The following is a 26,008-nucleotide window of genomic DNA, read 5'->3' on the forward strand; positions in this document are numbered from 1 at the left end:
CGGTCCACGAGCGACCGTTTCCGCCTGAGGACCGGTCCGAGGCTGGGCACTGGGAAGGAGACCTGATCATCGGAAAGGACCAGCGCTCGGCGATCGGCACGCTCGTGGAGCGCACGACCCGGGTCCTTCGGCTGCTGCACCTTCCGTACCGGGACAGCGACGCCTTGCATGCAGCGTTGACAGCGCGGATGGGCGACCTGCCGCCGGCGCTGCTGCGCTCGATCACCTGGGACCAGGGAACCGAGATGGCGGCGCATCTGAGCATCACGCGGTCCTAGGGGACACCGGTCTACTTCTGTGACTCCCACTCCCGTGGCAGCGCGGCTCGAACGAGAACACCAACGGCCTGCTGCGCGACTACTTTCCGAAGGGAACCGACCTGAGCGTGCACACCGAGGCGCACCTGCTCGCCGTCGAGAACGAGCTCAACAACCGACCCAGGATGGTCCTGCATGACCACACCCCAGCCCACCTCTTCACTGCACTGCTAGCCTCCGAAAGTCCGTCCATGTTGCGACGTTGACTAGAACCCGCCCCGTCGGGAAGTGGGCACTCGACGGGAGGGGTGGGGCATCCGGGCCGAGGCCCGCGGTGGCAGGGTGGACCCGGGACCGCCGGACCACGGCCACCGATCACGAGGAGTAGTCATGCCGCAGACCGTCAAGGGTGTCATCAGCCGCAGCAAGGGGGCCGACGTCGAGGTCGTCGACGTCGTCGTGCCCGACCCGGGGCCAGGTGAGGCGGTCGTCAAGATCGAGACGTGCGGCGTGTGCCACACCGATCTGCACTACCGCGAGGGCGGCATCAACGACGACTACCCGTTCCTGCTCGGGCACGAGGCGGCCGGCTACGTCGAGGCCGTGGGCGAGGGCGTCACCGACGTGGCTCCCGGCGACTTCGTCATCCTCAACTGGCGCGCCGTGTGCGGCCAGTGCCGCGCGTGCGCCAAGGGCAAGCCGTGGTACTGCTTCAACACCCACAACGCGACGCAGAAGATGACGCTGACCGACGGCACCGAGCTGACACCGGCGCTCGGGATCGGCGCCTTCATCGAGAAGACCCTCGTCGCCGCCGGCCAGTGCACCAAGGTCCCCGAGGCCGACGCCGCCGCGGTCGGCCTCCTCGGCTGCGGCGTCATGGCCGGCTTCGGCGCGTCCGTCAACACCGGCGGCGTGACCCGTGGCGACTCGGTCGCCGTCATCGGCTGCGGCGGCGTCGGCAACGCCGCGATCGCCGGCGCCCAGGTGGCGGGGGCGACGACGATCATCGCCGTCGACGTCAGCGACGCCAAGCTCGAGCAGGCGAAGCACTTCGGCGCGACGCACACCGTCAACAGCAAGGAGACCGACGCGGTCGAGGCGATCCGCGGCCTGACCGGCGGCAACGGAGCCGACGTCGTCGTCGAGGCGGTCGGGCGCCCCGAGACCTACGAGCAGGCGTTCTACGCCCGCGACCTCGCCGGCACGGTCGTCCTCGTCGGCGTCCCCACGCCCGACCAGCAGGTGGCGCTGCCGATGATCGACATCTTCGGCCGTGGCGGGGCGCTCAAGTCGAGCTGGTACGGCGACTGCCTCCCGAGCCGCGACTTCCCGATGCTCGTCGAGCTCTACAAGCAGGGCCGCTTCGACCTCGACGCCTTCGTCAGCGAGCGGATCGGCCTTGGTGACATCGAGGCCGCGTTCGAGAAGATGCACGCGGGCGAGGTGCTGCGATCGGTGGTCGAGCTGTGAGCGGCGACGAGGCCGACGTGTCCCAGGCCTCGGACGGCGGCGTCCGCATCGAGCACACCACCACCGAGGGCACGTTCAGCCTCGACGGCGGGACCTGGGAGGTCGAGAACAACGTCTGGGTCGTCGGGGACGACAAGGAGTGCGTCGTCATCGACGCCCCGCACGACGCTGCGCCGATCCTCGACCTCGTCGGCGACCGGCGCCTCACGCACGTGCTGCTGACGCACGCGCACGACGACCACGTCACCGTCGTGCCCGAGCTGCTCGAGGCCCACCCGGACGCAGTCGTGGCGCTGCACCCGGACGACCGGGTGCTGTGGGACCGGACCCATCCCGACCTGGCCCCGACGCGCGACCTCGCCGACGGCGACGTCGTGCCGGTGGGCGACGTCGAGCTGACGGTGCTGCACACCCCCGGGCACGCGCCGGGCGCCTGCTGCTTCTACGCCGCCGACCTCGGCGTCGTCTTCACCGGCGACACGCTCTTCTCGGGCGGCCCGGGAGCGACGGGCCGGTCGTTCTCCGACTTCCCGACCATCGTGGAGTCCATCACGGAACAGCTGCTCTCGCTGCCGCCGGAGACCGTGGTCCTCACCGGCCACGGCGACTCGACGACGATCGGCGACGAGTCGCCGGACGTCGAGGAGTGGGTCCGCCGCGGCCACTGAGCGCCCAGCGAGGGTGCAGCGCGAGCCGGGCACCCGGCATACCTGATCGAAAGAGCAGTTCGTCGGCCGACGAACTGCTCTTTCGATCGGTGTCCGGGTGGGGCCGTTCGGCGCTGGTCGGGTGCGTGGCGACGCGCCGATAGACTTCGGCGGGTGAGCCTACGACTGTTCGACACCGCAACCCGGGAGCTGCGCGACTTCACGCCGCGCGAGACGGGCAAGGTCGGCATGTACATCTGTGGCCTCACGACGCAGGGCGCGCCGCACATCGGCCACATCCGTTTCGCCGTCGCGTTCGACGTGCTGCGCCGCTGGCTCGAGACCGGCCACGGCTACGACGTCACCCTCGTGCGCAACGTCACCGACATCGACGACAAGGTGCTGCGCAAGGCCGCCGAGGCGGGTGAGCCGTGGTTCGCCCTGACCTACCGCAACGAGCGCCTCACGTCGCAGGCGCTGGACGCGCTCGGTGTCGAGCCGGCGACCTACGAGCCCCGCGCGACCGGGCACGTGCCCGACATGGTCTCGCTCATGGAGACGCTCGTCGAGAAGGGGCACGCGTATGCCGCCCCTGACGGCAGCGGCGACGTGTACTTCGACGTGCGCTCGTGGCCGGAGTACGGCTCGCTGACCGGCCAGTCGCTCGACGACATGGCGAACGCCGACGACGCCGACCCCCGCGGCAAGCGGGACCCCCGTGACTTCGCGCTGTGGAAGGGCCGCAAGGCCGACGAGCCCGAGAGCGCCTCGTGGCCGACCCCGTTCGGTCCGGGCCGCCCGGGGTGGCACCTCGAGTGCTCGGCGATGGCGCGTCGCTGGCTCGGCGACGAGTTCGACATCCACGGCGGCGGCATCGACCTGCGCTTCCCGCACCACGAGAACGAGCAGGCGCAGTCACGCGCGGCGGGTCTCGGTTTCGCCCGCTACTGGCTCCACAACGCCTGGGTCACGGTCAAGGGCCAGAAGATGGGCAAGTCCCTCGGCAACGCCCTCGAGGTGCGCCACCTCCTCGAGGTGACGCGGCCGATCGTGCTGCGCTACTACCTCACCGCCGCCCACTACCGCTCGACGATCGAGTACCACGAGGGCTCGCTCGCCGAGGCCGCCGGCGCCGTCGAGCGCATCGAGGGCTTCCTCGAGCGGGCAGCCCGCCGCGGGGCGATCGAGCCCGTGGCCGCGGCGGACCTGCCGGCGGCGTTCGTCGCGTCGATGGACGACGACCTCGGCGTCAGCGGCGCGCTCGCCGTCGTGCACGACACGGTGCGGGCCGGCAACAGCGCGCTCGACGAGGACGACGACGAGGCAGCCCTCGAGGCCGCCGGCGCCGTCGTCGCCATGACGGACGTGCTCGGCGTCAACCCGCTCGCGGCCCACTGGGGTTCGGGCGGCAGCCGCGAGGACGCCGCCGCCGAGCTCGCGCTCGAGGCGCTCGTGCGGGCCCAGCTCGACGCGCGTCAGGTCGCCCGTCAGGAGCGCGACTTCGAGCGCGCCGACGAGATCCGAGACACCCTGACGGCCGTCGGCATCGAGATCACCGACACCCCGTCCGGGGCCCAGTGGTCGCTCGCCCGCCCCCCGCGCGGCGACGCGGGCACCCCCACCGACACCACCGACCTCACCACCGACGTCACCACCGCGGCCCCCGGGGCCGAGAAGGCACAGGGCTGACATGCCAGGCAACTCCCAGAGGCGCGGCGCCATCCGCAAGAGCAGCAAGGGCGCGACCGTCGGCTCGGGCGGCCAGCGTCGCCGCGGGCTCGAGGGCAAGGGCCCGACGCCCAAGGCCGCGGACCGCGAGTACCACCCTGCCCACAAGCGCGCCAAGGTCGTGGCGAAGCGCTCCGGTGCGTCCGGTCCGGGTGGCCGCGGCCAGGCCCGGTCCAAGAGCCGCAGCAAGGCCTCGAGCGAGATGGTCTACGGCCGCAACTCGGTCGTCGAGGCCCTGCGTGCCGACGTTCCCGTGGCGACGATGTACGTCGCGACCCGCATCGACACCGACGACCGCGTGCGCGAGGCGCTCAAGCTCGCCACGGAACGCGGCCTCGCCATCCTCGAGACGCCACGTGGCGAGCTCGACCGCCTCACCGACGGCGGCGTGCACCAGGGGTTGGCGCTGCAGGTGCCGCCCTACGACTACGCCCACCCGAACGACCTCATCGACCCCGAGATGCCCGGCATCCCGCTCGTCGTCGCCCTCGACGGCATCACCGACCCGCGCAACCTCGGCGCCATCGTGCGCTCCGTCGCGGCATTCGGCGGCCACGGCGTCGTCGTGCCCGAGCGCCGCTCGGTCGGCATGACCGCGTCGGCCTGGAAGACGTCGGCCGGTGCCGCGGCCCGCATCCCCGTGGCCCGCGCGAGCAACCTGACCCGCACGCTCGAGGAGTTCAAGAAGGCGGGCTTCTTCATCCTCGGCCTCGACATGGACGGCGACGTCGAGCTGCCCGACCTCGCGCTCGCCACGGAGCCGCTCGTCATCGTCACCGGCTCCGAGGGCAAGGGCCTCTCGCGCCTCGTGCGCGAGACGTGCGACCAGATCGTCTCGATCCCGATGAGCTCGGCCGTCGAGTCGCTCAACGCCGGCCTCGCCACGGGCGTCACCCTCTACGAGATCGCCCGCCAGCGCCGCCGCTGACGTATGCCGTCCGGCCGGCACCGGCGGCGCGGCCACCGTGCGAGGCGAACGGCAGGGGGCTCGGGAACTTCGGACGGACCTCCCACGCTGGTCAAAGTGGCGCTCGATAGAGTGCTGAGGAACGACTACGCCCTGTAGTAACACTGGGGCGTCACGCAAGCGCTGCCGACGAGCAGCCGGACCGAAGGACGTATTCGTGGCGAAGAGCACCCGTGCCGAGACGGCCGCCCGAGCGGCGCAGCTGCGCGCCGAGGCCGCGCGCAAGGACCGTCAGCGCACGCAGGTCATCGCCGCGTCGGTGGCGGTCGTCGTCGTCATCATCGCCGTCGTCCTCGGGGTCGTCATCTCCAACCGACCCAAGGACGCGCCCACCGCAACGGCGGGCAGCGGGGGAGCGGCGGCCCTCGCCACGCTCGAGAAGCTCCCGGCATCCCTCTTCGACAAGGCGCCGGCGCCCTCGCCCGCGCAGGCTCCGGCCAAGCTCCAGGGCGGCACGCCCCTCACGCAGGACGGCAAGCCCAAGGTGCTCTACATCGGCGCCGAGTACTGCCCGTTCTGCGCCATGGAGCGCTGGGCGCTCATCGGCGCGCTGTCGCGCTTCGGCACCTTCTCCGGGATCACGGAGACGAGGAGCTCGAGCACCGACGTGCACCCCGACACCCCGACGTTCTCGTTCAAGGACGCGAAGTACACCAGCGACGTCGTGGCCTTCCAGGCCGTCGAGACCCAGGACCGCGACGGCAAGCCGCTGCAGACCCTCGAGGGCGACAACCTCGCGCTCTTCCAGAAGTTCAACCCCGGCGGCGGCATCCCGTGGATCACCTACGGGGGGACCACCGCCACGAACGGTGCAACGGTTGATGCCAATGCCTTCGAGGGCAAGACCTACGACCAGATCATCGCCGGCATCCAGGACCCGACCTCCGACATCGGCAAGACGGTCACCCCGGCCATCAACATGATCACGGCCCAGATCTGCGACCAGACCAAGGGCAAGCCGGCCAACGTCTGCACGAGCCAGGGCGTCCAGTCCGCCTCCGTGCTGCTCAAGCGGTGACCTCGTGAGCTCGTTGCGCGACGACCTCGCTGCCGGCCACACGGCCGCGGCCGCCGGACGCGCGCGCCCGGTGTGGCTGGCGCCGGTGTCGTTGGTCCTCGCCCTCGCGGGTCTCGCCGTGTCGGCATACCTCACCTTCGAGCACTTCACCGCCAACGCGACGCTCGCGTGCAGCATCAACGGGATCGTCGACTGCGCCAAGGTGACCACGAGCGCCTGGAGCACGTTCCTGGGTGTGCCGGTGGCCCTGCTCGGACTCGTCTTCTTCGTCGTCGCGCTGGGGCTCACCCTGCCCCGCGTGTGGCGTCGGCCGGAGCGCTGGCTCGACGCGGTCCGCCTCGGATGGCTGACCGTCGGGATCGGGATGGTGCTCTACCTGGTCTGGGCCGAGCTCTACCGCGTCCACGCGATCTGCCTGTGGTGCACGGCGGTCCACGTCGTGACGTTCCTGCTGTGGATCGTCGTCCTCTTCGGCCAGATCCTCTCGGCACCCGCCGAGGAGCCCCTCGCGGACTGAGCCGTCTGGCCTCAGTCGAAGCGGCTGATGACCGGCATCTCCTCGGTGTCGACACCGAGCACCGACTTCTCCTCGGGCTTGGCCGGCAGGACGGTCGCGACGTAGTCGCGTAGCGCGTCCTTTATGGGCGTGTCGTGTCCGGCACGCTCGCTCATGTACCACCGGTGCTCGAGCACCTCGTGGAAGATCTCGGCCGGCTCGAGTCGGCCGGTGAGGTCGCGCGGCACCGCACGGGTCACGGGCTCGTAGACCTTGGCCAGCCAGTCGTGCGCGACGATCTCCTCGTCGTCGCCCTGACGGTCGGTCGCGGCGGCATATGCGTCGAGGTCGTTGAGCAGGCGGCGGGCCTGGTTCTCGCCGACGTCGAGACCAGTGAGGCGCAGCAGGCGTCGGGAGTGGTGGCCGGCGTCGACGACCTTGGGGGTGATGACGATCTCGGTGCCGCCGATGTCGGTCGTGATCGAGAGCTCGTCGACGTCGAAGCCGAGCTCGTTGAGCCGGCGGATGCGCTCGTCGACGCGCCAGCGGTCGCCGAGCTCGAACCGCTCGGTGCCGGTGAGGGCGTCCCACAGCGTGTGGTAGCGCTCGATGATCGAGGCGGAGACCTCGAACGGGTCGGCGTGCTCCTCGAGGAAGCCGCCGGCAGCGAGGTCCATCAGCTCGCCGGCGATGTTGACCCGGGCGATGTCGAGGTCGTGCTCGCGCTGGCCGTCGGACAGCCTGGTGTGCAGCTCACCGGTCTCGGCGTCGACGAGGTAGGCCGCGAAGGCCCCCGCGTCGCGGCGGAAGAGGGTGTTGGACAGCGACACGTCGCCCCACCAGAAGCCTTCGAGGTGCAGGCGCACGAGGAGCACGGCGAGGGCGTCCATGAGGCGCACGGCGGTGTCGGGCCGGAGGTTCTGGCTGTAGAGGGCGCGGTAGGGCAGCGAGAACTGGAGGTGACGCGTGATGAGGCAGGCGTCGAGCGGCTCCCCGTCGGCAGCGGTGCGACCGTGCACGACCCCGAACGGCTCGACGCTGGGCACGTCGAGGCGGCGCAGGCTGCGCAGCATGGCGTACTCGCGGTCGGCGATGTCGTCCTTGATCTCCTTGACGGCGAGCACGCGCGGCCCGAGCTTGACGAAGCGCACGACGTGGCGCGAGATGCCGCGGGGGAGCGCAGCGAGGTGGGCCTCGGGCCACTCCTCGAGCGGTGTCGACCACGGCAGGTCGAGCAGGGCGGACTCCGGCCGGGCGGTGGTGATCTCGAGCGTCACGCGATCATCGTGGCACGCCCGCCGACAACCGTCGATCGACGCCCAGCGCACGAGCCGTGAGCAGAGCTGTCCCGAGGTGGGCCGGGTATGCCGCTGGGCCGGCACCCGGGAAGGGGTGCCGGCCCAGCGGCATACGAAAAGCGTTGCGCACGAGGCGCTTTCGGTCAGTCGCCGACGCGCAGACCCGATTCCGAGTTGAAGACGTGCACGTGGCCCGGCTTCGGCTTGAGGTAGATCTTCTCGCCCTTCTCCGGGGGGCGGCGACCGTCGACGCGCGCGATGAACGGCACGGCGCCGGCGTTCTCACCGGTGGCCTCGAGCAGCTTCTGCTCGGTGGAGCCGTAGATGTAGGCGTCGGCGCCGAGCTCCTCGACGACGTCGACCGTGACGGGGATGCCCGAGGCGTCGGACGACAGCTCGAGGTCCTCGGGACGGACGCCCAGCGTCACGTCCTTGCCGACGCCGGAGAGGTCCTCACGTGCGATCGGCACCGTGTGGCCGTGCAGGTCGACGCCGCCGTCGGTGACGGGGACGTTCATGAGGTTCATGGCGGGGGAGCCGATGAAGCCGGCGACGAAGACGTTGGCCGGGTGGTCGTACATGCGGCGCGGGCTGTCGCACTGCTGGAGGATGCCGTCCTTGAGCACCGCGACCCGGTCACCCATCGTCATGGCCTCGACCTGGTCGTGCGTGACGTAGACCGTCGTGACGCCGAGGCGGCGCTGGAGCGAGGCGATCTGCGTGCGCGTCTGGACGCGGAGCTTGGCGTCGAGGTTCGACAGTGGCTCGTCCATGAGGAAGACCTGGGGCGAGCGCACGATGGCGCGGCCCATGGCCACACGCTGACGCTGGCCACCGGAGAGGGCCTTCGGCTTGCGGTCGAGGTACGGCGTGAGGTCGAGGATCTTGGCGGCCTCCTCGACGCGCTTGCGGATCTCGCCCTTGTCGACGCCGGCGATCTTGAGCGCGAAGCCCATGTTGTCGGCGACCGTCATGTGCGGGTAGAGCGCGTAGTTCTGGAACACCATCGCGACGTCGCGGTCCTTGGGGGACAGGTTCGTCACGTCGCGGTCCCCGATGAGGATGCGTCCGCCGTTGACCTCCTCGAGGCCGGCGAGCATGCGCAGGGAGGTGGACTTGCCACACCCGGAGGGACCGACGAGGACGAGGAACTCCCCGTCCGCGATCTCGATGTTGAGCTTGTCGACGGAGGGGACCGGGTTGCCCGGGTACTGCCTCGTCGCGTTGTCGAACGTCACTGTTGCCATGGCTTCATTGCCTTCCTTCACCGGCAGGAACGTGCCGGACGATCCGTTGTAAAGGTGCCTGCCCGGCTGAGCAGGCATCGTCATCATGTCCCATGCGCAGCGGCTTGACCAGCCCCGGCCCAGCACGGGGCGCCCCAGCGGACCCGACTGGGCCGACGCCGTCGGCGCGGCGTCGTGTCCAGAACGTTGCAAAAACTTGCTGCAAGCAAGTGGCCGCTCTCTGCAACTTCTTGCTACATTCCGGGTCACCGGTGGCGGCGTGTGCCACCTGGCTTCAAAGGAGAATCCATGCACAAGCGTGCGCTCGGCGCTGCTGCTGTCACGGGTGTTGCCGCCCTGGCCCTCAGCGCCTGCGGTGGGTCCAGCCCCACCACCCCGTCCAACACTGGTGCCGCCGGCACGAGCAAGGCGACGACCACCGGTGTTCCCGAGACGCCGAGCGGCACCGCTGCTCCCGTCCGTGACGCGAACGTCGACCTCGTCATCTGGACCGACGCCGACCGCTCCAAGGCCGTGCAGAAGTACGCCGACCAGTTCGCCGCCGAGAACGGCGTCACGGTGAAGGTCCAGATCTCGACCGACACCCGCGCCCAGTTCAAGGACGCGACCAAGGTCGGCAAGGGCCCCGATGTCATCGTCGGCGCCCACGACTGGCTGGGCGAGCTCGTCCAGAACTCGACGGTCGCCCCCGTCAACCTCTCGCCCGACGTAGCGGCGAAGTTCCTGCCGAGCGCCATCGCGGCGACCAAGTTCAACGGCCAGTCCTACGGCGTGCCCTACGCCGTCGAGAACATCGGCCTCATGTACAACAAGGACCTCGTCCCGAATGCGCCCAAGACCATGGACGAGCTCGTGGCCGACGGTCAGAAGCTGATCAAGGAGGGCAAGGCCAAGCAGGTCCTCAGCCAGTTCGTCTCCAAGGTCGGCAACGCGTACTTCGCCTACCCGTACCTCTCGGCCTTCCCCGAGGGCGGCATCTTCGGCACGAAGCCCAACGGCGACTACGACCCCAACAAGCTGATCGTCAACAGCGCCGGGTCCGTCAAGGGTGGCGAGGTCCTCGCCAAGCTCGGCCAGGAGAAGGTCCTCTCGACCAACGTCGACGACACGAACCAGGACGCGCTCTTCGACACGAAGGCCGCACCGTTCATGATCTCCGGCCCGTGGAGCGTCGCGAAGGCCAAGGAAGCCGGCATCAACTACGGCATCGCCCCGCTGCCCAGCCTCACCGGTGGCGGCGCCATGCAGCCGTTCCTCGGTGTGCAGATGTTCTACGTCTCCAGCAAGGCCAAGAACGCCACCCTCGCGCAGGAGTTCGTCACGAACTACATCCCGCGCAAGGACGTCCAGCTGGCGCTCTTCGAGGTCGGCAAGCGTCCGCCGGCCCTCAAGGAGGCGTACGACCAGGTCGCCGCGAGCGACCCCGACGTCAAGGCGTGGTACGAGGCCGGAACCGGCGGCAAGCCGATGCCGAACATCCCGGCGATGAACTCGGTCTGGGGCCCCTTCGGCCAGGCCACCGCGGACATCATCTCCGGCAAGGCGGGCGCCCAGGAGCGTCTCGACGCCGCTGCCAAGGAGATCGCCGCCAACATCGCCAAGGGCTGAGCTCCCTCGGTTCGACAGGGGTTTCGGGGTCCGCCGCCGTGGCGGACCCCGGGACCCCGGCAGGAACCGGCCCGGGCACGGGCCGCCCGGGAGCTCCTCAGGGGCTCCCCTTCGTGCATCTACGGCAACGGCGCCGGCCCGGCGCAAAAGGACGTGTCACATGACCAAGCCACTCGCGCTCGCGATCAAGTGGGTTCTCATCGTCGCGACGATGGTCGGCATCCTGTGGATCGCCACCAGGCTCGCCCAGGCAGGCAACACGATGGCCGTCGTCATCGCCGGACTCGTCGGGATGGGGATCCTCGCCGTCTATGCCACGCGCCGGGCCGTGCCCCTGAAGTACCTCGTGCCGGGTCTGATCTTCATGGCCCTCTTCCAGCTGTGGCCGGTGCTCTACACCGCGAGCCTGTCGACGACCAACTACGGTGACGGGCACCTCTACAGCAAGCAGGAGTCGGTCACCGACATCATCGCCCAGTCGGTCCGCGAGGTCCCTGACACCCCGCGCTACAAGATGTCGGTCGCCATCGCAGAGGGCGGCGACCCCGCCACGGCCGACCTCGTCCTGCTTCTGACCAAGCCCGACGGCTCGATGTACGTCGGTGACAAGAAGGGCCTCCAGTCGCTGCCCGCGACCGGTGTCGAGAAGACGCCGATCGGCAAGATCATCAAGGCGCCGGGCTACACCATCCTCAACGCCCGACAGGCCAACGCCCGCAGCAAGGACCTCTCGACGATCGCGGTCCCGACCGGCGACGGTGGTGGCATCAAGCCGGTCGGCCTCTCCGAGGCGTACGAGGGCAGGCCGACCGTCACCTACGACGCAGCCGCCGACAAGCTCACCGACAAGGCCACGACACCACCAACGGTGTACGCGCCGAAGGACGCCCGTTGGGTCAACGTCGCCGACCCGACCCAGTCGTATCCCCAGGGCTGGAAGGAGAGCGTCGGGTTGGCGAACTACACGCGCATCTTCACCGACCCCACGATCCGCAGCGGCTTCTTCGGCATCTTCGTCTGGAACGTCGTCTTCGCCATCGTGTCGGTGCTCTCGACGTTCCTGCTCGGCATGCTCATCGCGCTGCTCTTCAACGATCCGAGGCTGCGCGGCAAGGCGGTCTACCGGTCCCTGCTGATCCTGCCGTATGCGTTGCCCGGCTTCGTGACGGCGCTGGTCTGGAAGGGCATGTTCAACCAGGACTACGGCATCATCAACCAGACGCTGGGCCTGAGCGTCGACTGGCTCGGAACCTCCGCCGGAGCCAAGGCCGCGATCCTCATCACGAACCTCTGGCTCGGCTTCCCCTACATGTTCATCGTCTGCACCGGCGCTCTCCAGTCCATCCCGCAGGACGTGCGTGAGGCGGCGACCATCGACGGCGCCAATGCCTTCCGGACGCTGCGCTCGATCATCATGCCGCTGCTCCTCGTCGCGGTCGGGCCACTGCTGCTCGCATCCTTTGCCTTCAACTTCAACAACTTCGGGCTCATCTACCTGCTCACCAAGGGTGGCCCGTTCAACGGCGCCGACACGAGCATCGGGTCCAGCGACCTGCTCATCACGTATGCGTTCCGCCTGGCCTTCTCCGGCAGCGCGCCCAACTACGGCTTCGCCGCAGCAGTGTCCGTCATCATCTTCTTGCTCGTGGCGCTGATGAGCATCCCGGGCTTCCGTCGTACCAAGGCCCTCGAGGAGGTCAACTGATGTCGACCCTCAACACTCCCGTCCCCGCCGATCCGCGGCTGGACGCCCACGCCGAGCTGGAGCCTCCGGACGCCACGACGCCGGCCTCCCCGAAGCGCGGTGGCTTCGGTGGTTCCGTGTGGTGGCGTCATGCCCTGGGCATCCTCGCCCTGATGTGGGCGCTCTTTCCGATCCTCTTCATCTACTCGGCTGCGACGAACCCCAGTGGCACGCTCAACACCGCGAGCCTGTGGCCCTCCGGGTTCTCGACGAAGAACTTCACCGACCTCTTCAACGACAGCTCGCGGCCGTTCTGGACCTGGTACAAGAACTCCATGGTCATCTCGCTCGTCGGGGCGCTGATGGCGGTCTTCATCGGTGCGTGCGCGGCGTTCGCGTTCTCGCGACTGCGGTTCAAGGGCCGCCGTCCCGGCATGATGTTCCTGCTGCTGACGACGTTCTTCCCGGCGCTGCTCGCCATCGTCGCGACGTACATCATCTTCGCCGGCATCGGTGACGTGATCCCTGCCTTCGGCCTCAACACCACCGCCGGGCTGATCCTCGCCTATCTCGGTGGCGCGCTCGGGGCCAATGTGTGGCTGCTCAAGGGCTACTTCGACACCGTCCCGAAGGAGCTCGACGAGGCGGCGATCGTCGACGGCGCGAGCCATGCCCGCATCTTCTTCACGATGACCCTGCGCCTCGTCATGCCGATCCTCGTGACGGTCTTCATGCTCGTCTTCGTCGGGCTCTACGGCGAGTTCATGCTGGCCAGCGTCTTCCTCACCGACGTCGACCAGCAGACGCTGGGCGTGGGTCTCTACGGCATGACGCTCGGCAACGACGCGAACACCCTCTTCGGGCGGTTCACGGCCGGCGCGCTGCTCGGCTCGATCCCCGTCATGCTGCTCTACCTGGCCTTCCAGCGTCAGCTCGTCGGCGGCCTCACCACGGGATCCGTCAAGTGAGCCCTGCCCCGACCCGCCAGCAGACGTGGCTGAGCCAGCCGCACCACGACGGGTCGGGGCGGTACGTCTCCAACCAGGCCCCTCGCCTCGGCGACCAGGTCGACGTGCTCGTCCGGGTGCCGCTCGAGGCCGGGGTCGAGGCGGTGCACGTGCGCACCGCACCGGACGGCGAGGCCACGTTCACGGTTGCCCGCCAGGTGCGTACGACCTCGGTCGACGCGTGGTGGCGTGCGACGCTGACGTGCCACAACCCCGTCACCAACTACCGTTTCCTGCTCACCGGCGGGCCGACGAAGTACCAGTGGCTCAACGGGACCGGCGTCCACGAGCGGGACGTGCCGGACGCCAGCGACTTCCGCCTCGTCGCGCACGCGAGCCCGCCGCCGGAGTGGGCGCTGGGTTCGGTCGTCTACCAGATCTTCCCCGACCGCTTCGCCCGCTCGGCGCAGGCCGACAAGCACGCGACGCCCGACTGGGCGATCCCGGCGGCGTGGTCCGACCCGGTCGACGTCAGCCCCAAGGGGGTGGCGCACCAGCTCTACGGCGGTGACCTCGACGGCATCACCGAGCACCTCGAGCACCTCGAGTCCCTCGGCATCGACGTCGTCTACCTGACGCCCTTCTTCCCGGCCCGCTCCAACCACCGCTACGACGCGTCGTCCTTCGAGCAGATCGACCCGCTGCTCGGGGGCGCTCCTGCGCTGCGCCGGCTGACCAAGGCCGCGCACGAGCGTGGCATGAAGGTGTTGGGCGACTTCACGACGAACCACACGGGCAACGCCCACGAGTGGTTCCTCAAGGCGGCCGGCCCGGGCGGGAAGAACGCGCCCGAACGGGACTACTACATCTGGGAGGACGGCACCTACGTCGCCTGGCTCGGCGTCCCGTCCCTGCCCAAGCTCAACCACCTCAACGCCGCGCTGCGCCACCGCATCTTCGAGGACCCGCGAGGGGTCGTCCGCAAGTGGCTGGGCCGCTCGGGCGGCCTCGACGGTTGGCGCGTCGACGTCGCCAACATGACGGGCCGCTGGCGCGACACCGACGTCAACCACGACGTCGCCCGCCAGATGCGCGACGTGATGGGCAGGGTGGCCCCGGACGCGCTGCTCGTGGGGGAGCACTTCCACGACTACACGCCCGACATGCCCGGTGACGGCTGGCACGGCGTCATGAACTACGCCGGTTTCTGCAAGCCGGCGTGGACCTGGCTGCGCCAGGAGCCCAAGGACCCGCGCTTCCTCGGCGCCCCGGTCCCGCTGCCGCTGCTCGACGCCCGTGCGGTCGTCGACACGATGCGCGACTTCACCTCACGCCTGGCCTGGCAGTCGCTCGTCCACTCCTTCAACCTCGTCGGGTCGCACGACGTGCCGCGCATCCGGACGCTCGTCGGACCCGAGTCCGTCGAGGCCGCCGCCGGCCTGCTCCTGACGTTCCCGTCGATGCCGATGATGACCTACGGCGACGAGATCGGGATGGAGGGCACGTTCGGCGAGGACGGTCGACGTCCGATGCCGTGGGACGAGCACGTCTGGGACGCAGCCACTCTCGCGGTCTACCGCGGCCTCATCAAGGCTCGCCAGCGCTCGGTCGCCCTGCGGCGCGGTGGGCTGCGCTGGGTGCACGCCGAGGGTGACGCGATGGTCTACCTGCGCGAGACCCTCGACGAGGTGGCACTCGTCCACGTCGCCAGGGCCGCGCACGAGCCGGTCGTCCTCGAGCCCCGGCACCTCTCGGGGATCGAGTCCGGCTCGTCGCTCTACGGACGTGCTCCCAAGATCGGCAAGCGGGCTGTCACACTGAGCGCCTCGGGGCCCGGGGTGACCATCTGGACGTGGCGACCCACCGACGGCGGTTCCAGGCACGTGCGACGAAGGGGGAGGTGACGTGAAGGCACGACTGCGCGACATCGCGGACCAGGCGAACGTGTCCGAGGCCACGGTGTCCCGGGTGCTCAACGGCAAGCCGGGGGTCGCCGAGTCGACCCGCCAGGCGGTGCTGACGGCGCTCGACGTCCTCGGCTACGACCGCCCGAGTCGCCTGCGCCGCAAGAGCGCCGGTCTCGTCGGCCTCATCGTGCCCGAGCTGACCAACCCGATCTTCCCGGCCTTCGCGCAGATCATCGAGAACTCCCTCGCGCAGAACGGCTACACGCCGGTGCTTTGCACCCAGGTCGCCGGGGGAGTGCACGAGGACGACTACGTCCAGATGCTGCTCGAGCGGGGTGTGGCCGGCATCATCTTCATCTCCGGGCTGCACGCGGACACCACGACGCTCCCGGACCGCTACATCGCACTGCGCGAGCGCAACCTCCCGCTCGTCCTCGTCAACGGCTACATCGAGGGCGTCGACGCGCCCTTCATCAGCAACGACGACGTCGCCTCGATGGGCCTCGCGCTCGACCACCTCGTGAGCCTGGGGCACCGTGAGATCGGCCTGGCCGTCGGGCCTGACCGCTACGTGCCGGTCATCCGCAAGATCGCAGGCTTCCGCCACTCCATGCAGGAGCTGACCGGCCGGTCCGACGTCGACGACCTCATCGAGCGTTCGCTCTTCTCCGTCGAGGGCGGCGCGACCGCGGCCGGCCGCCTGCTCGACCGCGGCGCGACGGCCGTCGTGTGCGGCTCGGACCTCATGGCCCTCGGCGCGATCCGCGAGGCCCGCAAGCGTGGGCTCAGCGTGCCGCGCGACTTCTCCGTCGTGGGCTACGACGACTCGACCCTCATCGCCTTCACGGACCCGCCGCTCACGACGGTGCGCCAGAGCGTCAACGCCATGAGTGCTGCGACGGTGCGCGCGCTGCTCGACGAGATCGCTGGGCAGCCTTCTCCCCGTGCGGAGTACGTCTTCCGCCCCGAGCTCGTCGTCCGCGGTTCGACAGGCGCCGTCCGGCGCCACTGACCACGCGGGCGCCACGGGCGGCATACGCTCTCGGTCGTCCCATCCGGGCACGCGCCGGCAACTCCGGCCGCCAGCAACCCTCCACAACTCCGCCGGGGCGGAGTTGTGGAGGGGGATCTGGTGTCGGGGGCTGCCCCAGGTCCGCCGGGGTGGAGTTGTGGAGGGGGATTCGGGGTCGGAGACTGCCCTAGGTCCGCCGGGGTGGAGTTGTTGAGGGGGATTCGGGGTCGGGGGTTGCGCCAGGTCCGCCGGGGCGGAGTTGTTGTTGTCGCCAGGTGGGGCGTATGCCGGGTCGCGCGTTCGCTGCGGTCAGCGCGCGACGCGGGTGGCTGAGCAGAGCTGCCAGAGGCGCTGGAGGAGGGCCGCGGCTGCGGGTTCGTCGTCGACGCGGTAACGGGCGGCTGTCGATCCGGTGCCGACCTTCACGGTGAGGTCGTCGGGGCGGCGCATGCGTGTGAAGGCGTCCTCGTCGGTGACGTCGTCGCCGAGGTAGATGCGCGCGCCGGCGTCGACGTGGCGACCCAGCGCGGTGACGGCAGAGCCCTTGTCGGCGTGCGAGACCGAGAGCTCGAGCACCGACTTGCCCTTGAGCACCTTGACCCCCGGGTGGTCGAGAGCCACGCGTCGGGCATCGGCGATCGCCGCGTCGCCCGTCTCTCGCGGCAGACCGCGCACGTGGACGACGACGGCCGCCGACTTGTGCTCGATGCCGGCGTCAGGATGCTGCTCCTTGACGAGGGCCTCGATGTCGGAGCGCAGCTCGGCCAGGGTCGCCTCGTCGTCGGGTGTCACGGCGGCGGCCTCCATGGCCTCGCGCACGGCCGGGCTCGACGACTCGGCGCCATGGCTGCCGATGAGGACGATCGGCTCGTCCTCGCGGATCTCGGTGAGGGTGCGCAACGTCGCGAGGTCACGGCCCGACACGACGGCGACGTGGACGCCGGGCAGGCCCGCGAGCGAGCGCAGCGTGTCGATGGTGCCGGGGACCGGCGTCGCCTTCATCGGGTCGGCGTCGAAGGGGGCGAGCACCCCGTCGTAGTCGGTGGCCACGAGCAGGGTGGCGGCCTCGGCGGCGCGCTCGAGCGCCTCGCCGATGGGTGCGACGGCGCTCACGAGCGCGATCCGCTCGAGGTGGCCCGCGCCTCGTTCGGGGCCGGCATGAGCGGCGTCGTCACCGCGTGCGGGGTGGGCGGGTTCTGGGGCTCGGCCTGCGGGAGGTCGGGCGCCGCGGCGAGGGCCGCGAGGTAGCGGGCCGCCCATCGTTGGACGTCGTGGTCGGACACCCGGCGGCGCAGGGCCTTCATGATGCGCTGCTTGTCCTTGGCCGGGGTGTTGATGGCGCGCAGGATCGTCTGCTTGAGGCCCTCGATGTCGTGCGGGTTGCAGGCGAAGGCCTGGTGCAGCTCGTGCCAGGCACCGGTGAACTCGGAGAGGACGAGCGCGCCACCGAGGTCGTGGCGGCACGTGACGTACTCCTTGGCCACGAGGTTCATGCCGTCGCGCAGCGGCGTGACGAGCATGACGTCGGCGGCCTGGAAGAGCGCGGCCATCTCCTCACGGGGGTAGGAGTGGTGCAGGTAGTGCACGGCCGGCGCCCCGATCTTGCCAAGCTCGCCGTTGATGCGACCGACGGTCTGCTCGATCTCGCCGCGCAGGATCCGGTAGGCGTCGACGCGCTCGCGGCTGGGGGTGGCGACCTGCACGAGGGTGACCTCGGGCGGACCGATGCGTCGCTCGGAGAGGAGCTCCTCGTAGGCCTTGAGTCGGTGCCGGATGCCCTTGGTGTAGTCGAGGCGGTCGACGCCGAGCATGAGGACCTCGGGGTCGCCGAGGCTCTGGCGGATCTCACGGGCCCGCGCCATGACATCGGGCCGCTTCGCGAGCTCCTCGAGACCGCGGAAGTCCACCGAGATCGGGATGGCGGCGGCGCGGACCTGGCGGTTAGCGCCCTCGACGGTGACGCGGTCGCGCTTCGTCCGCGCACCGAGCAGCTGTCGGCAGGCGCGGACGAAGTTGCGGGCGTCGGCCTGGCGCTGGAAGCCGAGGAAGTCGGCGCCGAGCAGACCGTCGAGCAGCTGGGCGCGCCACGGCAGCTGCGCGAAGAGCTCGACGGGCGGGAAGGGGATGTGGTTGAACCACCCGATCCGCACGTCGGGCCTGAGCTTGCGCAGCAAGGTCGGCACGAGCTGCAGCTGGTAGTCCTGCACCCAGACGGTCGCACCCTCGGCGGCGACCTCGGCCACAGCCTCGGCGAAGCGCTGGTTGACAGTCTGGTAGCTCGACCACCATTCGCGATGGAAGGTCGCCGGCACGATGACGTCGTGGTAGATCGGCCAGAGGGTGTCGTTCGAGAAGCCCTCGTAGTAGTCGCGCACCTCGGCTGTCGACAGCGCGACCGGGTGCAGGTGGATGCCGTCCTCGTCGAAGGGCTCCGGGGCGTCGCCGGCGTCCCCGGCCCAGCCGACCCAGGCGCCGGGCTGGGCCCGCATCACCGACTCCATGGCCGTGACGAGGCCGCCCGGGCTGCGCCGCCACTCGACCTCACCGTCGTCGGTGATCACCTTGTCGACGGGCAGCCGGTTCGCGGCGATGACGAGGTCGTAGGTCGGCCGAGAGTTCGGCACGGAATCAACTCCTGCGGCTGGACGGAGGGACGGGTCTCACTCTAACGAGGGAAGAGTGGCGCCCGGTGCGGTCCCGTTCTAGGGTCGGAGACAAGGCATCTCTGGTGGCTCGGATGGACCGCCAGCGGGCACCGCGCCGAGGCGAAGGAGTCGTCGTGAAGGTTTCTGACGTGCTGCGCAGCAAGGGCAGCGAGGTCATCACCATCAAGCCCGACGAGACGATCTCCGGCCTGCTCGCGCTCCTGGCCGAGCACCGTATCGGGGCGGTCGTGGTGAGCACCGACGGGTCGAGCGTCGAGGGCATCGTGAGCGAGCGCGACATCGTGCGTCACCTCCACAGCACCGGCACGAGCGTGCTCGAGGCTCCGGTGTCGCAGATCATGACGAGCGATGTCACCACGGGGTCGGCCGACGACAACATCGCCGACCTGGCAGGCACGATGACCGAGCTGCGGGTGCGCCACGTGCCGATCGTCGACCGCGACGGCAAGCTGGCGGCCATCGTCAGCATCGGCGACATCGTCAAGCACCGGCTGTCCGAGCTGCAGTCCGAGCGCGACCAGCTGCGCGACTACATCACCCACTGAACGGACGGCTCGACGGCCGCACCGACCCAACCGGTCGAACCGGGTGAATCGGACTCATCGGGACACTCCGCGGCACGAGGCGGCAACGTTCCGGCGGCGGCCCGCTCGTCGCATACCGTAGGGGCATGACTGCGTACGACCGGACCGAGCGGGTGCCCACCCCTCGGCCCGGCGCGCGCACCGGTCCCCGCACCGGCGGACCCGCGGGGACGCGGTCCGGAGGCCCCGGTTTCGAGCAGCGGCTCGGCCCCTACCGCCTCATCGAGGAGATCGGCGAGGGGGGCATGGGGGTCGTGCACCTCGCCCTCGACCCGCGTGGTCGCGCCGTCGCGATCAAGGTGCTGCGCGCCCACGTCGCCCATGACGCCGACGCGCGCCAGCGGCTCTCCCGCGAGGTCGACACCCTCTCGCGCATCCGCGACGCCCGCGTCGCGAGCGTCATCGACGCCGACGTCATGGCCCCGCGGCCCTACATCGTGACCCGCTACGTCCCCGGCCCGGCGCTCGACGAGGTCGTCGAGGAGCGCGGCCCCCTGGCACCGGCCGACCTGCTGCGCCTCGCCCGGGGCATCGCCGAGGCGATCCGCTCGATCCACGCGTGCGGTGTCGTCCACCGTGACATCAAGCCGGGCAACGTCCTCATCGAGGACGGCGAACCCGTGCTCATCGACTTCGGCATCGCCCACCTGCAGGACGACGTGCGCCACACCGTCGGCGGGCTGGTCATGGGAACACCGGGCTACCTCTCGCCCGAGCTCGTCGAGGGCGCCGCGATCACCGACGCCACCGACTGGTGGGGCTGGGCCGCCACGATCACGTATGCCGCGTCGGGACGACCGCCCTTCGGCCGCGCCCGGATGGACGCCGTCCTCACCCGCGTCCGGGCCGGCGACGTCGACCTCGACGGGGTCGACCCGCGCCTCGTGCCCCTCCTTCGCGCGTCGCTCTCACCGGACCCGAGGTTGCGTCCGCACGCCGACGAGGTGATCGCCGCCCTCGAGCTCTACGCCGCAGGACGGGCCGCGACGGTCCCGACGCCGAGCGGCGGCCTCTGGGACGACGGCCGGTCGGGCGGCCCGGGTGGCTCGGGTGCGGTCCCGGGCGACACCCAGGTCGTCCAGGGCGGCAGCACGGCGGTCATGCCGCCCCTCCCGCCCCCGGCCGGGCCGCCCGTCGCGCTCCCGACGGCGCACCGCGGGGCCGACACGGCGGCGCGGTGGGCCCCGCCCCCGACCGGCCCGCGTGCCCCGGCACCCGACCTCACGGCATACGACCACGGGGACGTCGATGACGGCCCGGGGGGCGGCTACTGGCCCGAGGAGGAGTGGGACGAGGAGGAGCCCGCCCCGCGCGAGGGCGACCCGCGCATCGGCCTGCCGATGCGCACCGGGCTGCTGGCCGCGGTCAGCGCCGCGTGGATCGGTGCCCTCATGGCGTGGCCGGGCATCGCGCTCGTCGCGCTCGTGGCCCTGTCCGCGCTCGCCCGCGCCACCGACCGCTCCGTCACCGCCCTGGTGCTGCGGCGCTACGACTTCGGGCGGCGGCGCAGCGACGTGCCGTTCGCCGTCGTCTCGAGTCCGTGGCACCTCGTCGTCGGCACCATCGCGACCGTGGTGGGGCTGCTGCTGCCCGTCGCCGTGGCGCTGGCCGGTGTGTTCGCCACCGCCCTGCTCCTCGCCGGCACGCAAGGCACGGAGCTCGGCCCCGGCGCACCGATCACCCTCGCCGTCGGCGGCGTCCTGGGCCTGCTCATGCTGTGGTGGGGTCCAGGTGGCGCCTCGCTGCGGCGTGGGTCGCGCTCGATGGTGCGACGCCTCGTGCCCGTCGGCCTGGCGTCTCAGATCGTGGGAGGGCTCTTCGTCGTCCTGGGTCTCGTCGCTGCGCTGGTGGCGTTGCGACACGGCGCGAGCCTCACGTGGAAACCCTTCTCCGGCAGTCCCTTCGGGCCGTGACGACCGGAACGCTGCGAGCCTGAGGCGTTCCGGAGCTGCCTGTGGGGCCCGCCAGGAACCTCTGTGCCACTCCTGTGTCCCCGTAGCGCACCAGGTTCGGCAGCGGCTCCGAAAAAGATCACGGAAGTGTCTCGGCTTGGGTTGTGCGAGGTGACAACGTCACGTACCGTCAGTGCTCGGCGGAACCCGGCCTCGGCCGGAACGGGAACTTCACCACTTGGTTCCCGGCTCGCTTCGTCGCGTCCGGCTCCACACGTACGCTCCCACAACTTCACATGGACACCCATCAAATCCGTTCCCTGAGCGCGCCGAGCCTCGCCAGCCAGGGATGTAGCCCACACCCGTGGGCCGGGCGAGGACGGGGGACCCAGTGTGGCCAGTGAGTGCATGTGTGTCGAAGCACGTGTCAATGAGGACGAGAACTGGCCTGGGGGTGAAGTCGCTTCTGCGACAGGGCACCTGACGCCCCAACCCGACAGCTAACCCCGCAGGCGCGCGTCAGGAAGGAATCACCACCATGCAGTACCTGTCCAAGCATGCTGCTGCCAAGAAGATCTCGGTCAAGCAGCGCATCGCGGGAGTCGGCATTGCCGGAGCGGCCACCATCATCGGCGGCCTGGCCACGGCCGGATCGGCCAAGGCATCCTCGGTCTGGGACGCCGTCGCCGCGTGTGAGTCCAGCGGCAACTGGGCCATCAACACGGGCAACGGCTTCTACGGAGGCCTCCAGTTCACGCCGAGCACGTGGAGCGGCTTCGGCGGCACGGCCTACGCCCCGCGCGCCGACCTCGCCACGCGGGACCAGCAGATCGCGATCGCCCAGCGCGTCCTCGCCACCCAGGGCCCCGGCGCCTGGCCGGTGTGCTCGGTCCGCGCCGGTCTGACGCGTGCCAACGGCGGCGCGACGTCGAGCCAGATCGCGGTCTCGCGTTCCACCACGCGCGCGCCGCTGACGACGACGAAGAAGGTCACGACGTCGACCGTCAAGAAGTCGGTCAGCAAGAAGAAGACGTACGCCGCCGCGCCGGTCGCGAGGAACACGGCCAAGGGCGCCCAGATCACCGTGCACAGCGGTGACACCCTCGGCAAGCTCGCCCAGCGCTACCACGTGGCCGGTGGCTGGCAGGCCCTCTGGAAGGCGAACGGAGCGCGCGTCACCAACCCGAACCTGATCTTCGTGGGTCAGACGCTGCGTCTTCCGTGAGTTTTTGATACAACTGAGCCGGACGGCCCCGCGCCACCAACCCCTGGGTTGCGCGGGGCCGTTCTCTCGTTCCCGGACGGCGAGCCCGTCGCAGGCGCGAAGCGCGTCCGAGGCCCGTCGGTTTGCATGTATGCCGCTGGGCTCGGTTACGCTTTCGCCCGTCCGCGGCGCTCGCGCCCGGGCGTGCTGGCGTGGCGCAATTGGTAGCGCACCTGTCTTGTAAACAGGCGGTTAGGGGTTCGAGTCCCCTCGCCAGCTCCGTGCTCAGATCGAGCAACAGGGCCCCTACCTGCGGTTTCGCGGGCATGGAGGTGGCTTGGGGCTGATCTCGGAGTTGCCCTCTGCGAGTCGGTGTCCATCAGCACCTCGAAACCGAGTCTGTCGCGGGAGACGGCAGATGGGGCGGTGACGTCGCGTCCTTAGTAGAGCCCCAACTCTGTCGCCCGGCGGATGGCGGCGCGGCGGCTGTTGACGCCGAGCTTCTGGTAGATGTGCGCTACGTGCGTCTTGGTGGTGTGCAGCGAGATGAACTCGGCCTCGGCGATCTCGGCGTTGGTGAGGGTGGTTGCGAGGTACTGCAGGATCACGCGTTCGCGGTCGGTGAGGCGCGCACTCGACCCGAGACCGTGGTTCTCGCGCGGCCTCGAAAGGCGCGAGAGCACCTGAGTGAGTGCAGCGTGGTGGCCGGTCCCGTGCCGCAGGTGGGCCCGGAGCAAGTCCACCATCCGGTTGCCCCCGGCGATGAACGGCCCGTAGAGCTGGTCGGGTTCAGCCGCGGCCAGCGCGTGTTCGAGTGAGGCGTGGGCGTCGGCCTGACCCAGCATCGCCCGGGCTTCTGCCTCGATGCAGCGCGACAGGCAGGTGATGTGCACCAACGTGGTGCTGATGGGCACCCGGTCCAGTTCCGCCAGCGCCGCCGCAGGATCCCCCGCGAGCAGCAGGACCTTGGCCCGGTGGGCTTGGGCGAGTCCGTACTCGGGCCCCGCCAGGGCGGACGAGGCGAGCGCGGCTGCCTCGCGCGGCTTGCCCTCGGCGATGAGGGCCAGTCCCTCCAGCCCGTCGAGCATCGACGGCCACCATGGTGGTACCGTCCCGGACCCGGACATCGCCCTGATGGCGGTGATGCTGGCTCGAGCCGCTCTGGCGTCACCAAGCGCCAGGCATGTCGTGACGTGGAAGTTCAGCGTGAGCCCGCGCAGCTCCCTGTCGAAGGGCAGCACCATCGACAGGCTTCGCTCGAGCTGTGACCGGGCTTGGGTCAGGTCACCCCTCCAGTAGTCGAGCCAGCCGAGGTAGGCGACGGCCGGTGCCAGCGTCACGAGGCCGGCCCAGCCTCGTTCGGAGGCCCGCTCCAGCACGTCGACGGCGACGTCGTGGACCTCGGTGAGCCGGCCTTCGGCAATCGCAGGAATGCACGACTCCGCCAGAGCGGTCAGTTCAAGGGCGACCAGCCCGTGGTCGTGCGCGGTCGCGGCCGAGGCCCGCAGCATGTGAAGAGCGAGCTCGAGGTGGCTCTGCAGACGGGCTTCGCCCATGCCGACTACAACCTGCAGGGATGCCGTGATCGTAGGGTCGGGGACACGCTCTGCCCGCGCCAGCTGCTCGAGCAGGGCCTCACCCGTCTCGACGGCGACCCCGAGCCCCTTGTCGTAGCCGGTCAGCACGAGCTCGACGACGGCGGTGCGTTCATCGAGGCGCGCGCTGGCCTCGTCCCGCACAGTGGAGGCCACCTCGTGGGCCGCGGCGACCTCGGCGCGCGCGGCGTCGAACCGCCCTCGACGCACAAGCACCAGCGCCCTGGCCAGGTGTGCGTCGCCGTGGGCGGTCAGGCCGTGTGGATGGTGTTCGATCGCACCCATCACTGCGTCGACCCGACCCTCGAGGAAGAGCTGCAGCCAGTGCTCCGAGAAGATCCGAGCAGCCATCTCGTCGCTGGCGGCTGCCGCGTGCTCGATCGCCGTCGGTACGTCGACGGAGACCCACCACGCGGCAGCGGCGGCGTGCAGCTCGGCAGCGCGCGCGGGCCGATCGCTCGACACACGCCGTTGGACGTGCGAGGCGAAAAGGGGATGCCAGCTGAACCAGGGCTCGTCAGTCGCGGCGGTGCCCCGGGAGAGGAAGATGCCGTCCGAAAGGCACTGCTCGAGCAGCGTCTCCGCGGTCGTCGTTCCCCGGATGCTGTCCAGGAGCGACGGGCAGACCTGTTCGTCCAGGCAGCTGTCGAGGACGAAGTCGCGCAGCTCCTCCGGCAGGGAGGCGAGCACCTCGGTCGCGAGGTAGTCGGCGAGCGCCCAGTCGCGCCGCAGCTGCGACGGCAGGTTGCCAACGCGGTCGCTCTGGCGGGCCGCCAAGATCGCCATCCGTACCCCGGCGGGCCAGCCCACCGTCGCGTCGTGGATGGAGTCGACGGCCTCCTGGCCCAGATCCAGTCCGGACGCCTTGACCGTCAGAGCCGTCTCGTGCGGACTGAACGCGAGCTGGTCATGCGCGAGATAGGAGAGACGCCCGTCGAGCCGGAGGCGCTGCAGTCGCAGGGGCGGCACGACCCGCGCGCCGATGGCGATGCGCATGTCGCCGGGTGCCCAGCGGAGCAGGTGGTCGAGCACGTCCACCGACGCCCTCGATCCGGCGAGGTGGTGTACGTCGTCCAGGACGAGGAGGAGGGGCTCGGCGGTGTCGTAGAGCGCTTCGAGCAGCGCGTCGACGAGGGTGAGCGGTTCGGCGCGCAGCGAGGAGGTGCGCACGGGGGCGATCGCGGTGGTGAGGTCGTCGATCCCGGCGAGGCCGGCGGCCGACATCAGGTCCGACACCAAGCGCACCGGGTCGCGGTCCGAGTCGTCGATGGTCAGCCACAGCGCCGCACCGTGGAGTTGGTGTCGGGCAGCAGCCGCTGCCAACAACGTCGACTTGCCGAACCCCGCCATCCCCGCCAGGACGGTCACCGGCCGAACGTCCAGTACCTGCATGAGGTGTGGACGGTCGATGAGCCCTGCGGAAGTCACGGGCGGGGTCATACGCGCGTGACGTGGACCGACCACGAGTCCCCTTCCTCTCGAGCGGACGTCCCAGTTCGTGCAGGGGCCGGTCCGCCGCCGGGAGAGTCACCCGCAACCCGTCCACGGCGAGACCCTTCCCGCGCCGGGCGTCTAGCCAGGCGCAGCCCTGATCTGCGCCGGCGTACCGATGAGAAGCTGAAACAGCAAGCTGTGGTCATCGCGCCGTCCCCTGGGTCGGTTCGGCACCTCAGGCACCGGTCGCCTCACTGTGCCCGGCGCGGTCGGGTGCCGGCATCCCCCACGGGGGGTGATGGCTCTGACGGGCGGGACTCCGCGTTACGGCGTATCACTCCCGC

At 70.3% G+C, this 26,008-nt stretch carries 19 protein-coding genes, 1 tRNA gene, 1 pseudogene and 1 riboswitch; of the genes and pseudogenes, 16 read left to right on the plus strand and 5 right to left on the minus strand.

Going from position 1 to position 26,008, the window contains the following annotated elements; genetic code table 11:
• The 7 genes and pseudogenes from AB4030_RS15700 to AB4030_RS15730 all read left to right on the plus strand — a co-directional run.
• Window positions 1–523: pseudogene (locus tag AB4030_RS15700) on the plus strand (IS30 family transposase); the annotation flags it as partial.
• A gap of 124 nt (window positions 524–647) precedes the next feature.
• Window positions 648–1,730, plus strand: a complete 1,083-nt coding sequence (locus AB4030_RS15705; protein WP_442280147.1) for an S-(hydroxymethyl)mycothiol dehydrogenase — start codon at window positions 648–650, stop codon at window positions 1,728–1,730.
• Window positions 1,727–2,398 (plus strand): MBL fold metallo-hydrolase, encoded by a 672-nt coding sequence (locus tag AB4030_RS15710; protein ID WP_442280148.1) that lies wholly within the window; start codon window positions 1,727–1,729, stop codon window positions 2,396–2,398. The genes AB4030_RS15705 and AB4030_RS15710 overlap by 4 nt, the downstream gene beginning before the upstream one ends.
• A gap of 153 nt (window positions 2,399–2,551) precedes the next feature.
• Window positions 2,552–4,066, plus strand: coding sequence for a cysteine--tRNA ligase (gene cysS, locus AB4030_RS15715; RefSeq protein ID WP_442280149.1), 1,515 nt, complete (start codon window positions 2,552–2,554; stop codon window positions 4,064–4,066).
• Window position 4,067: 1 nt separating this feature from the next.
• Window positions 4,068–5,033 (plus strand): 23S rRNA (guanosine(2251)-2'-O)-methyltransferase RlmB, encoded by a 966-nt coding sequence (rlmB, locus tag AB4030_RS15720; RefSeq protein WP_442280150.1) that lies wholly within the window; start codon window positions 4,068–4,070, stop codon window positions 5,031–5,033.
• Window positions 5,034–5,229: 196 nt separating this feature from the next.
• Window positions 5,230–6,090, plus strand: a complete 861-nt coding sequence (locus AB4030_RS15725; protein WP_442280151.1) for a DUF929 family protein — start codon at window positions 5,230–5,232, stop codon at window positions 6,088–6,090.
• 4 nt (window positions 6,091–6,094) lie between these two features.
• Entirely contained in the window at window positions 6,095–6,607 is a 513-nt protein-coding gene (locus AB4030_RS15730; RefSeq protein ID WP_442280152.1) for a vitamin K epoxide reductase family protein, read from the plus strand.
• Window positions 6,608–6,618: 11 nt separating this feature from the next.
• Here AB4030_RS15730 and AB4030_RS15735 read toward each other — a convergent pair whose 3' ends face one another.
• Window positions 6,619–7,863 (minus strand): DUF4032 domain-containing protein, encoded by a 1,245-nt coding sequence (locus tag AB4030_RS15735; protein ID WP_442280153.1) that lies wholly within the window; start codon window positions 7,861–7,863, stop codon window positions 6,619–6,621.
• Between the two features lie 164 nt (window positions 7,864–8,027).
• Window positions 8,028–9,131: an ABC transporter ATP-binding protein gene (locus tag AB4030_RS15740; protein ID WP_442280154.1), complete on the minus strand. Its 1,104-nt coding sequence runs from the start codon at window positions 9,129–9,131 to the stop codon at window positions 8,028–8,030.
• A gap of 288 nt (window positions 9,132–9,419) precedes the next feature.
• Here AB4030_RS15740 and AB4030_RS15745 point away from each other — a divergent pair, with 288 nt between their 5' ends.
• The 5 genes from AB4030_RS15745 to AB4030_RS15765 all read left to right on the plus strand — a co-directional run bounded on the left by AB4030_RS15745 (window position 9,420) and on the right by AB4030_RS15765 (window position 16,289).
• A complete protein-coding gene (locus AB4030_RS15745) occupies window positions 9,420–10,739 on the plus strand; it encodes a sugar ABC transporter substrate-binding protein (RefSeq protein WP_442280155.1) in 1,320 nt (439 codons plus the stop codon).
• A gap of 160 nt (window positions 10,740–10,899) precedes the next feature.
• A complete protein-coding gene (locus AB4030_RS15750; RefSeq protein WP_442280156.1) occupies window positions 10,900–12,444 on the plus strand; it encodes an ABC transporter permease subunit in 1,545 nt (514 codons plus the stop codon).
• The gene (locus tag AB4030_RS15755) at window positions 12,444–13,391 is read left to right on the plus strand and encodes a sugar ABC transporter permease (protein ID WP_442280157.1); all 948 of its coding nucleotides are present in this window, start codon (window positions 12,444–12,446) and stop codon (window positions 13,389–13,391) included. Before AB4030_RS15750 ends, AB4030_RS15755 begins: the two co-directional genes overlap by 1 nt.
• Window positions 13,388–15,274: a glycoside hydrolase family 13 protein gene (locus tag AB4030_RS15760; protein ID WP_442280158.1), complete on the plus strand. Its 1,887-nt coding sequence runs from the start codon at window positions 13,388–13,390 to the stop codon at window positions 15,272–15,274. Before AB4030_RS15755 ends, AB4030_RS15760 begins: the two co-directional genes overlap by 4 nt.
• Window position 15,275: 1 nt before the next feature.
• Complete coding sequence (locus tag AB4030_RS15765) at window positions 15,276–16,289, plus strand: LacI family DNA-binding transcriptional regulator (protein WP_442280159.1); 1,014 nt, start codon at window positions 15,276–15,278, stop codon at window positions 16,287–16,289.
• 309 nt (window positions 16,290–16,598) lie between these two features.
• Here AB4030_RS15765 and otsB read toward each other — a convergent pair whose 3' ends face one another.
• Window positions 16,599–17,402, minus strand: coding sequence for a trehalose-phosphatase (otsB, locus tag AB4030_RS15770; protein ID WP_442280160.1), 804 nt, complete (start codon window positions 17,400–17,402; stop codon window positions 16,599–16,601).
• Window positions 17,399–18,913 (minus strand): alpha,alpha-trehalose-phosphate synthase (UDP-forming), encoded by a 1,515-nt coding sequence (locus AB4030_RS15775; protein ID WP_442280161.1) that lies wholly within the window; start codon window positions 18,911–18,913, stop codon window positions 17,399–17,401. Before AB4030_RS15775 ends, otsB begins: the two co-directional genes overlap by 4 nt.
• Before the next feature lie 155 nt (window positions 18,914–19,068).
• Between AB4030_RS15775 and AB4030_RS15780 the strand changes: the two genes are divergently transcribed.
• The 4 genes from AB4030_RS15780 to AB4030_RS15795 all read left to right on the plus strand — a co-directional run bounded on the left by AB4030_RS15780 (window position 19,069) and on the right by AB4030_RS15795 (window position 22,914).
• A complete protein-coding gene (locus tag AB4030_RS15780) occupies window positions 19,069–19,500 on the plus strand; it encodes a CBS domain-containing protein (RefSeq protein WP_442280162.1) in 432 nt (143 codons plus the stop codon).
• 125 nt (window positions 19,501–19,625) lie between these two features.
• Complete coding sequence (locus AB4030_RS15785) at window positions 19,626–21,452, plus strand: protein kinase domain-containing protein (protein ID WP_442280163.1); 1,827 nt, start codon at window positions 19,626–19,628, stop codon at window positions 21,450–21,452.
• Window positions 21,453–21,774: 322 nt separating this feature from the next.
• Window positions 21,775–21,963: riboswitch (cyclic di-AMP (ydaO/yuaA leader) on the plus strand.
• Window positions 21,964–21,969: 6 nt separating this feature from the next.
• The gene (locus AB4030_RS15790; RefSeq protein WP_442280164.1) at window positions 21,970–22,656 is read left to right on the plus strand and encodes a transglycosylase family protein; all 687 of its coding nucleotides are present in this window, start codon (window positions 21,970–21,972) and stop codon (window positions 22,654–22,656) included.
• Between the two features lie 185 nt (window positions 22,657–22,841).
• A tRNA-Thr gene (locus tag AB4030_RS15795) sits at window positions 22,842–22,914 on the plus strand.
• 161 nt (window positions 22,915–23,075) lie between these two features.
• On the opposite strand, the gene AB4030_RS15800 is transcribed toward AB4030_RS15795, so the two are convergent.
• Window positions 23,076–25,598 carry a LuxR C-terminal-related transcriptional regulator gene (locus tag AB4030_RS15800; protein WP_442280165.1) on the minus strand — a complete coding sequence of 841 codons (2,523 nt, stop codon included), beginning with the start codon at window positions 25,596–25,598 and terminating at the stop codon, window positions 23,076–23,078.
• Window positions 25,599–26,008: the final 410 nt, after the last annotated feature.

It is taken from the genome of Terrabacter sp. 2YAF2 (assembly GCF_052114705.1).
Lineage (GTDB): Bacteria > Actinomycetota > Actinomycetes > Actinomycetales > Dermatophilaceae > Terrabacter.